Raw genomic sequence first — 9693 nt, 5'->3', positions numbered from 1 at the left:
CTACACACCGGAGCCGGGGATCCTCACATGGCTCGAAGCACTCTAACTATGCCGACAAGACCCGCCAGGAACCCGCTCTGAGCAGGTCAAACATTTCATCGATCGGCATAACCCAGAGATCGGCATAAGCGATCAACGGCGTCATCGAAACCACCCGCCGAATCGCCCGCGGCTTCCGCAACTTCACCAACTACAGACTCAGATGCCTACTCGCCGCCGGCGGCCACCGCCCCTACCGGGCGAAACAAACCAACCATGCCTAAATGCGAGGGGCCGGTTATCCCGGCCCCGCAGAAAACCGACCACCAATTGGATGCTTCCCGGCAATATTCCGGAAGCCTCTTCGAACAGGTGCTTTTCCTCGCCACCGAAGCGGTGTTCCAAGCCCTCTGGGAGGAATCCAGCATTTCTGCCCAGCAGCTCTGGACCCGGCACGCCAATCTCGAATAGTAGAACCCAGAATGGCGACGACGACGGCGGCGGCGACCGACGCAGCGGAAAACACTAAGCAACCACTCACCCCTAAATTCCTTCAACCTAACAATTCCTAAAGAAAGAGCCGATCATGAAACTCCAAGTTGCAATGGACCTCCTCACCGTCGAAGACGCCCTCGAATTGGCCGCCAAGGTAGCCGAGTACGTGGACATCATCGAACTCGGAACACCCCTGATAAAGGCTGCAGGTCTCTCCGCTGTCACCGCCATCAAAAATGCCCACCCCGACAAAATCGTTTTCGCTGACATGAAAACAATGGACGCCGGAGAATTGGAGGCCGACATCGCCTTCAAAGCCGGCGCCGATCTGGTATCTGTCTTGGGCAGTGCAGACGACTCGACCATCGCCGGCGCCGTGAAAGCCGCCCGGGCACACGGCAAAGGCATCGTTGTTGACCTCATTGGGGTACCCAATAAAGTCTCCCGCGCCAAGGAAGCTCGTGCCCTTGGCGCCAAGTTCGTGGAATTCCACGCTGGCCTTGATGAGCAGGCACAGCCCGGCTATGACCTTAACGGGCTCCTGGCCGCCGGCGAAGAAGCGCGCGTCCCCTTCTCAGTAGCCGGAGGAGTGAACCTCTCGACGATCAACGCTGTCCAGCAGGCAGGGGCGGACGTGGCCGTAGCGGGCGGCTCAATCTACGGAGCCGCGGATCCCAGCCTGGCCGCCAAAGAACTGAAGGCCGCCATCATCTGACGTTTCTCTTCCATGACCTGCGGCGGCCCGCCCGTGCAAAACGTGCGGCCGCCGCATCCAGTCCACTCACAAGGAACCGGACCGATAGAAAGCGGGTATGCGATGAATGCTGGAGCCACGCTTCAGCCTCGGCCCACCCATCAGCCCATCCATCAATGGGAATACCTGAGCCTAGGCGACAGCGTAAAGGTGTGTCTGGAGGATCTCCAGTACGCCGGATGGGCAGAGGCGGTCGGAGACCGGGGGCATCTGATTTGGGTGATTGAGAACGGTACGGCTGACCGCCGACTGTTCCTGCGCGGGGATGGCGTCACACTATGTCCGATCTGACGTTGCTTCCCAACCCGACTCCGACCAGGTCCGCGGTACACGGTCAAAGCCCTTCCCTCCTGGCGTATTCGGAAGAGCGGCGCGAGGTGTCCACTGCTAACCCAAATCTTGTCGAGCAGTTACTGAACGAGGCTGAGTCGTCGCTCATCGAAGTGGCTCTGAACCGCCGGCCCGCCGGCATTTTGGTCACCCGCCATCACTCAGGCCGGTACGTCCTAGAGCTCAGTGAAGAAGTGCCGTTCGGGGAATCTCGGGAGCGGTCCGCCTGGTAAGAGCGCGTACCTGCTTCCGGAACCACGTGGTCGTTAGCCATGCATCCGTTCGAGAGCCAGCACGCAACGCAGCCTGAACCTAGGAGTAGTAGTTCAGCCGTGCTTCAATCCGTTGCCATGCCGTCCGGCCGAGGGCTTAATCCGCTTTGGGATCCGTGGGATCGCCGTTTGAACCGGATTGCCGTCCTCGCTGGTGCTCTTTGGAGTCACCGGTGACCTTGCCCCTAGGAGCTCATGCCGGCGGTGTCTGACCTGGCGAACCCCTTTGGCAGCGCATGGGGGTCCTGTGCAGGAAAACTAAGGCCTTAGGTGAAGCTGTGCCGCCGCCAGGATGCCGAAGGCGCAATGGAGCAAGGACGAGCGTTTCATGAGACTTTGGCCCTTGCGGGGGGTAATCCCCGTATGGCTCAGACGCTTACACGCAGTCTTCTTGAGACCGCGAGGGCCTACCACGTTGGGCCCGGAATGCGCCCCTATTTGTGCAGCAGTACCGAAATTACCGAGCATGCTATTTTGCTGCCGTCTCTGCGGGGACAGCGGCGGAGCTAGGCAAGCAATGCGTTGGCACTTGCAGTCCATTCGGCGTGCGGTCGTTGTGCAGTTCGCCTGGATTGTGATGCCAATATCTGCTGGACAAATGGGCTCCATTTGTCTGCAAGGCCCTCACATATGACGCACACGTTGTAGGGACTGGGCTTCTCATGCCTCAACATTTAGAATCGTGGCCACTGCTTCTAGCCGGGTCGAAGCGTGACGCCGTTCAGCTCTGGAGCTGTGCTGCTTTGAGTGTGTTGCGGAGGAGTTCGGCGATGGTCATCGGACCTACCCCGCCGGGGACTGGGGTGATTTTTGACGCGACCGTGCTGGCTGCGCTGAAGTCGACGTCACCGGTGAGTCCGTCCTCGGTGCGGTGGATGCCGACGTCGATGACGACGGCCCCGGCGGAAATGTGTTCGGCGCCGATCAGGTGGAGAACACCGGCTGCAGCTATCACCACCTGCGCCTGGAGCGTGGCGGCAGCCAAGTCCTTAGTCTTCGAGTGCGCTACGGTCACCGTGGCGTTCTTCTGCAGGAGGAGTTGTGCCAGCGGTTTGCCGACGAGGTCTGAGCGTCCGATGACCACCACATTGGCGCCCTGCAGCTGGACCCCCTCATTCTCTAAGAGAGAGATCACTCCGAGCGGAGTGCAGGGCCGCAGTCCCTCAACGTTTCGGGCTAGCCGGCCGGCACTAATAGTAGTAAGACCGTCGACGTCCTTTTCCCAGGGGATCCGGTCAATCAACGCTGTTGCGTCCAAGTGGGCGGGCAGCGGAAGCTGCAGCAAAATGCCCGACACTGCAGGGTTGGCTGCCAGTTCATCGAGTGCGTGAGCTACCTGTTCCTGGGTAGCGTCTTTGGGGAGGCGGCGGTGGTGGTCCTCAATTCCTGCCTGCTTGGATAGTCGGCGCTTGCTGTCGGCATAGACCTCGGATGCCGGGTTGTCACCAACAAGCACGGTCGCAAGGCCGATGGGCCGGCCGGTGGACTGTTTGAATTGCTCGACGTCGGTTCGGAGTTGTTCCCGGAGCCTCGTGGCGAGTGCTTTTCCGTCGATGATGTGGGCTGCCATGTCAGAAGACGATCGTTGTGTTGCCGTCGCGCATGACCCTGTCTTGGCAGTGCCAGGTAACGGCCCGGGAGAGCACGCTTCGTTCGACGTCGGCTCCGGAGCGCATGAGCTCCGCGGTGGATTCACGGTGGGTGACGCGGATGACGTCCTGTTCGATAATCGGGCCCTCGTCCAGGTCCTTGGTCACGTAGTGAGCTGTGGCTCCGATGAGTTTGACGCCGCGGTCCTTGGCTTTCTGGTACGGGCCGGCGCCGATGAAGGCGGGCAGGAAGGAATGGTGGATGTTGATCACCGGTACCTGGACATCGTCGAGGAACTCAGCGGAGATGATCTGCATGTACCGTGCCAGGACCACGAGGTCGACGTTTCCGTTCAGGAGTTCCAGGTGCCTGCGTTCGGCGTCCTTCTTGTCCCCCGTCACGGGGACGTAGAAGTAGGGGATGTCGAACGGGCGCACCTGGTCGGCCAGGCCGGGGTGGTTGGAGATGACCATGACGACATCCATCGGGATCTCTCCGCGCCGGTGCCGCCACAAAAGGTCCAACAGACAGTGGTCGGTCTTCGAGGCGAAGATCGCGACCCGCTTGCGCTTGGAAGCATCCGTCAGTTTCCAGTCCATCTGAAGCGATTCGGCAAGCTTCGCCTGAATATCGGCCTCAAGGACCTCTCGCTTGGCGGCGAAACCGGGAAGGTGGAACACGGTCCGCTGGTAAAGGGTCCCGTTTTCGGCGCCGGTTGTGAACTGGTCCAGGGACACAATGTTTGCCCCGTGCTCTCCCAACAGCTGCGTCAGCTGGGCGACAATGCCCGGCTTATCAGGGCAGCTGACAGTGAGTCGGCCGATTTCAGCGGTGCCACTAGCCGTAACGGGCTTGGCCGGAAGGGTGGTGCTAGACGGTTGCAAGAAGATCACCTCGTGAAAACGATAGGTTGAGTAATGGGTTCGCCGGACCAGGGAAACTCCTGGTCCGGCGGGCGCGCATGGTTTAGCGGCGGTCGCTGAGCGCCGAAGACGCGCCGGCGACTAGGTCGATTCCCTTTGGTTCCCTAATAAAGGCTGCGCCGATGTACGAGGCAATGCAGAGAATCATGATGTAGGCGGCGATGGAAAGCGAGCTTTGCGTGGCTCCGAGGAGCCACTCTGCTGCAAGGGGGGCGAAGGCCCCGCCAAAGATAGCGCCGATGGCGTATGCGATCGATATTCCCGAATAGCGAATCTCTGCCGGGAACATCTCAGCGAACAGGGCCGATAGTGGCCCGTAAGTCAGACCATTTCCGATGGTCAACCCCACCAGAGCCAGAAGGTAGAGCCACACGTTCGCGGCATCTATCAGCAGGAACAGCGGGACCATCCAGACGAACATCAAGATATAGCCGACCTTGACGGTCTTGATGCGTCCCCACCGGTCGGAAAGATGGCCGCCTACCATCGTGAAGACAAGCCAGCTCATGCCGGCGAGYGTGGAAGCCAAGAGTATTCCTGGCCTGTCCATCTTGTGAACCCGGATGGCGTAGGAGGAGAGGAAAGCAATCAGCAGGTAGCCGGCGGCGTTGCTGCCGATGAAGACCAGCGCTGCCAAGACGATCGCTTTGGGATTCCGTTTGATGAGTTCGCGCAGCGGAGATGCAGTCTCCCGTTTTTTGGCCGCCATTTCCTGGAATACGGGACTCTCGGAGACCGCGCGGCGGATGAAGTAACCGACAATAATCATCACGACGGAGAAAAGGAACGGTATCCGCCATCCCCAGGTCAGGAATTGTTCCGGGGTAGTTACGGACGTCATGATGAAGACGACCAACGTTGCCAAAATCATGCCGGCCGGAACGCCGATCTGTGGGTAGGAACCGAAGATTCCTCGCTTGCCAACAGGTGCGTGCTCGACAGCCATCAATGCGGCACCGCCCCATTCGCCACCCGCGGAGATGCCCTGAATGATGCGCAGGAGCACCAGGAGCAGCGGAGCAGTGATTCCGATCTGGGCATGCGTGGGCAGTATGCCAATAAGGGTTGTTGCAGCGCCCATCAGGATCAGTGTGGCGACCAGGACTTTTTTGCGTCCGAACTGATCGCCGAAGTGCCCGGCGATGACGGCGCCCAGTGGTCGGAATAGGAAGCTGATGCCCAGAGATGCCCAGGACACCATCTGGGCAAGGACGGACCCTTGACCCAGGGGCGCGAAGTACAGCTGAGCAAAGACGAGTCCGGCTGCTTGGGCGTAGATGAAGAAGTCGTACCACTCGATAGTGGTGCCGATCATCGTGCCGGTAAGTACACGCCTGTCTTCAGCCGTCATTTTCTCTCTTGCCCCGGCGGGGGCCATGACTGACATATTCGCGCTACTTGGCGCTGGGCAGAGAGGTCCCGGAGCCGACGAGTGCCAGCTCCGTGCGCCGATTGTCCTGCTTGAAAGGATAGGCATGAACGGTGGCCCGGATCTTCTTCTGGCGATGTCCCGGGTCACCCCACAGGACTTCTACCTCAGTGCCGGGTTCCGTGTAGGCCAAGTCGAGCACCCCGTGGGAGAGAACCTTGCGGAAGTAGTAGCTGTAACCGCGCGAGGTTGTTGAGCCGATAATGGTTTCCCCTTCCAGCACCGTGCTGGTGTACATCGCGAACCACTGGCCGCGCGGCCAATCCATGAAATCGTACGGTTCGCCGTCCTGGAAGAAGGAGTCGTAGACGTCCTTGACGTCCTCTTCATTCCAAACGAGCGTGACAATCCCGCGCTTGGGGTCGGCCGTCTCCCTCTCCAGAGCTGCCCGACCGTAGAAATCGTGATCGAACTTGACGTTTCTGGTCCATCCCAGTTCGACAGGACTACGGAACCATGCGCTGGGATCCTCGCCGTCAAAGCTTCCTTTGACCTTCATGCACCGCTCGAAGCTCTGGTACCACTCCGGGCTGCCGTCGTCTGTCACCTCGACGTTGTACTGCTCGTAGTATTCCCGTTCAGTTTCGCCGGTAATGGCGGGGAGGTAGTCATGGGTGACGGTGGGGAAGCCGGCCTCCAGGTGGTTGACCATGGCTGTTCGGGCACCCATGCGGCGGATGTTGAACGCCTTCCCGGCTTCGAGCACTGCGGCCCGGATGACTTCGGCGATCGATCCGGGACCCTGCAGCTCGAATCCGATTTCGCCGGCCATTCCTTGGCGGAGAAGGCGAACCTGATGTCCGGCAATTGTGGCTTTCCGGAAATGCATGAACTTGATGTCCCGCAGCGACTCGAAGGTCAGGAGTTCGAGGAGTTCAAGGGACTTCGGTCCCGAAACCTGGAACTTGAACTCGCTGATTTTCAGGGACAAGTCGGCCTTGTAAGCACCCTTCTTGAAGTTGTATTCAAGCCAGGTGCTGACCGGCCCGCGTGCATTGAACAGGAAGTCATCCTCTGCCCAACGGGCCAGGATGCCTTCCCCGATGACCTTGCCGTCAAGATTGCAGAAGATGGCGTGCTTGGCTTGTCCGATGGCGAATTTGGCGAAGCTGTTGACGGCGAAGTCTGAAAACAGCTGCAGTGCATCTGGGCCTGTGACGCGCAATTCGTCCAAATAGGACCAGTCTCCGAGGTAGACGTCCTCCTTCCACGACATGTTCTCGTCCTGCCAGCCCGAGTACTCGAGCCTGCCCCACGATGCGGCAATGTCGAGTCCGGCACGCATGGTCTGAATGTTTGATCTCACGGTTTCTCCTTTGAAGCGGGTCTCGGCACCGGCGACGCTTAGGTGCCCATGCAAAACACGTTAAAGGGCCGGAGTTTCTTTGAAAAACGGAAAATAGTTGAGGTATTCAGCACTAAAAGTTCGGTATCAGCGGGGCTGTTCGTATGCATCCCAACGCCCAAGCGGATCATGAGAGTCCGGCGCAGTTTCCTTTCCTTCACTGCACTTGCGGTTTCCCTCTCAAAAACCAACTAGCATTTGGGTATGCCGTCGTTCAACCTAATCCAATTGCAGTATTTTTGTTCGGTGGCCGAGACCGGGTCCTTCGCCGGGGCAAGCATCCGCGAAAACGTTTCGGCTACTGCCATCGCCGCTTCCATCTCACAGCTGGAGCGGGGCATGAAGACTCAGTTGTGCGTGCGGCGCCGGGCCCATGGGGTGGACCTCACTCCCAGCGGGCGACTTCTGCTGAACGAAGCGAGAGCTCTTCTGCGGGCAGCCGAGGAGGTTGACCTGACAGTGGCCGGTCAAGGCGAAGAGCTTGTGGGCCCCATTACAGTGGGTTGCTACCCGACGTTTGCTCCCACTCTTATCCCTGCGCTCATCGACGAATTCGCGGCTCTACATCCGCGCGTGGACGTCGACTTCCGGATCGCACCTCAAGGTGCTCTGATGGAGCTCCTCGGCGAGGGGCGGATAGACCTGATCCTGGTCTACGATCTGAATCTGCCATTGGACCTCCAAGGAGTTGTCCTTTATGAAACGCCTGTCCACATCATTGTGGGAGCCCGACATCGGCTGGCGGGAAGAGGATCCGTGGCACTTGCAGAGTTGAGAGATGACCCATACGTATTCTTCGACTCCCCGCCGGCGAGCAACCACGCGATGGAGATCTTCAAGGACTTCGGCATCAGACCCAACATCCGGTACCGCAGCGAACAGTATGAGTTGACTCGTGCCTTGGTCGCCAGGAACCTCGGTTACTGCATGATGATTCACCGCTCGCGCTCCAAGACGAGCTACGAGGGTCTGGCACTCGCAACTTTGGAGCTTGAACCGGCAATGCCGCTCGAACGCGTACAGGTTGCCTGGCTCCGCCGAACGCCGCTGACGACCAGGGCTGCTGCATTTACCGAGTTTGCCCGCGATTCTGTCGGTAAGGAGCAACAACGCTGGTTCGACTCAGTCCGGGGTGTGGGCGACAGAGGTTGAAATTAGCACGGTGCCGTATTTCTGTTGCGGTTACGGTTACGGCTACGGCTACGGCTACGGACCCGGCGCCAGCCAGGTGTCACCGAGAACGAACAGGATCCGCTTGAGGCAAGCTGAGAGCGTCACCCAGCGTTTTGACAGCGGTGAAGTCGTTAAACGAGAAGAGGTGGATTCCGTAGAACTGTGCTCCTGCGGCTTGGGAGTTGGTCGCCACCGATGAGATGAACGGCAGGGGATCAAATCGCGTGGAGGACAGAAGTCCCTGCGCCATGTTTGGCCGCCAGCCGGATCAGACGAATCCTACTGACGGGCCCATGCGTACCGAGCGATACCGGGGGAGTGACACCCTCCGAGCTCAATCGTCTGCAATACTCAAACCACAGCCGGAACATCAAAGCACATTTGAGTCACGAGCATTTGCGCATGCAACTGCTTCACCTTCAGCGAGGCCAGGTCTTTCCGCTCACGGTATGGCCTCGCGGACCGGCACCACGCTGACGCCCAGGTCCTCGGTGATCTTGGCCAGCACCAGCCGGTAGCCGGGGGAGTAGCTCCCGTCCACGATCCGGGTCTTGACGGCCGCGTAGGCCTGCTCGGATTTGCTGGCGGTGTGCGTCGCGGTCTGCGTGGCCGTGAACGTGGCGGTAGGAGAGCCCACGGCGGCGGTGTCATTCATTGGCTTTGCCGGCTTCCCAGTTCTCGTAGCGGGCCCGCCAGTCAGCGTTCAGCGGATAGAGTCCGTCCACGCTGTGGCCCTGCTGCACCATCTCGGTGATGAACGTTTCCTCGCGTTCCTGGGCGATGGAGTCGTCGGCGAGTTCCGCGGCCAGCGCCGGCGGGATCACCAGGATGCCGTCCGCGTCGGCGACGATGATGTCCCCGGGCTGCACGGTGGTGCCGCCGCAGGCGATGGTGATGTCCGTGTCCCACGGGATGTGCCGGCGGCCCAGGACTGCGGGGTGCGGGTTGGCATAGTAGGTGGGCATGTCCATGGCGGCCACGGCGGAGAAGTCGCGGACGCCGCCGTCGGTGATGATGGCGGCGGCGCCGCGGACCTGGGCGCGGAGGGCCAGGATGTCGCCGATGGTGCCGGTGCCCTTTTCGCCGCGGGCTTCCATCACGAGGATCTCGCCCTCGTTGACGGAGTCGATGGCCTTCTTCTGGGCGTTGAAGCCGCCGCCGTGGGCCTTGAAGAGGTCCTCGCGGTTGGGGACGTAGCGCAGGGTCCGGGCCAGGCCCACGATCCGCTGCTCCGGCCGGGTGGAGGTCAGGCCGTCGATGCTGACGTTGTTCAGGCCTCGCTTGCGCAGCTGGGAGGAGAGGGTGGCGGTGCAGACGCTTTCCAGCTTCGCCTTCAGTTCCGGGGACAGGATAGGTCCGACGGCGGCGAGGCCGGCGGCTTCACGGGAACCGTAGGCTTCCTC

7 protein-coding genes and 3 pseudogenes are annotated in these 9693 nt (G+C 60.4%); 4 read left to right on the top strand and 6 right to left on the bottom strand.

The annotated features are described in order from the left end of the window. Window positions 1–128: 128 nt before the first annotated feature. From AC1D2F_RS23485 to hxlA, 3 genes and pseudogenes are all read left to right on the top strand, one after another. Window positions 129–263: pseudogene (locus AC1D2F_RS23485) on the top strand (transposase); the annotation flags it as partial. A 13-nt stretch (window positions 264–276) separates the two neighbouring features. Beyond that, a pseudogene (locus AC1D2F_RS23480) lies at window positions 277–450 on the top strand (6-phospho-3-hexuloisomerase); the annotation flags it as partial. 115 nt (window positions 451–565) lie between these two features. Beyond that, window positions 566–1189, top strand: a complete 624-nt coding sequence (gene hxlA, locus AC1D2F_RS23475; protein ID WP_229994189.1) for a 3-hexulose-6-phosphate synthase — start codon at window positions 566–568, stop codon at window positions 1187–1189. 1362 nt (window positions 1190–2551) lie between these two features. Here the strand turns inward: hxlA and AC1D2F_RS23470 are convergent. The 4 genes from AC1D2F_RS23470 to AC1D2F_RS23455 form a co-directional block, all read right to left on the bottom strand. After that, window positions 2552–3400 (bottom strand): bifunctional 5,10-methylenetetrahydrofolate dehydrogenase/5,10-methenyltetrahydrofolate cyclohydrolase, encoded by an 849-nt coding sequence (locus AC1D2F_RS23470; RefSeq protein ID WP_229994188.1) that lies wholly within the window; start codon window positions 3398–3400, stop codon window positions 2552–2554. Between the two features lies 1 nt (window position 3401). Next, entirely contained in the window at window positions 3402–4244 is an 843-nt protein-coding gene (purU, locus tag AC1D2F_RS23465) for a formyltetrahydrofolate deformylase (RefSeq protein WP_229994211.1), read from the bottom strand. Window positions 4245–4386: 142 nt separating this feature from the next. Next, window positions 4387–5694 carry an MFS transporter gene (locus tag AC1D2F_RS23460; protein ID WP_476967867.1) on the bottom strand — a complete coding sequence of 436 codons (1308 nt, stop codon included), beginning with the start codon at window positions 5692–5694 and terminating at the stop codon, window positions 4387–4389. A 43-nt stretch (window positions 5695–5737) separates the two neighbouring features. Beyond that, the gene (locus tag AC1D2F_RS23455; RefSeq protein ID WP_229994186.1) at window positions 5738–7078 is read right to left on the bottom strand and encodes a hypothetical protein; all 1341 of its coding nucleotides are present in this window, start codon (window positions 7076–7078) and stop codon (window positions 5738–5740) included. 243 nt (window positions 7079–7321) lie between these two features. Here AC1D2F_RS23455 and AC1D2F_RS23450 point away from each other — a divergent pair, with 243 nt between their 5' ends. Next, window positions 7322–8269, top strand: coding sequence for a LysR family transcriptional regulator (locus AC1D2F_RS23450; RefSeq protein ID WP_229994185.1), 948 nt, complete (start codon window positions 7322–7324; stop codon window positions 8267–8269). A 469-nt stretch (window positions 8270–8738) separates the two neighbouring features. Here the strand turns inward: AC1D2F_RS23450 and AC1D2F_RS23445 are convergent. Then, window positions 8739–8945, bottom strand: a pseudogene (locus AC1D2F_RS23445) (GntR family transcriptional regulator); the annotation flags it as partial. Next, a partial coding sequence (locus tag AC1D2F_RS23440; RefSeq protein WP_476967866.1) for a fumarylacetoacetate hydrolase family protein occupies window positions 8938–9693 on the bottom strand: 756 nt, incomplete at its 5' end. The pseudogene AC1D2F_RS23445 and the gene AC1D2F_RS23440, both read right to left, overlap by 8 nt.

The sequence above is a fragment of the Arthrobacter sp. P1_B3 genome (genome assembly GCF_056406615.1).
This window is presented reverse-complemented; position numbering and strand designations above follow the sequence as displayed.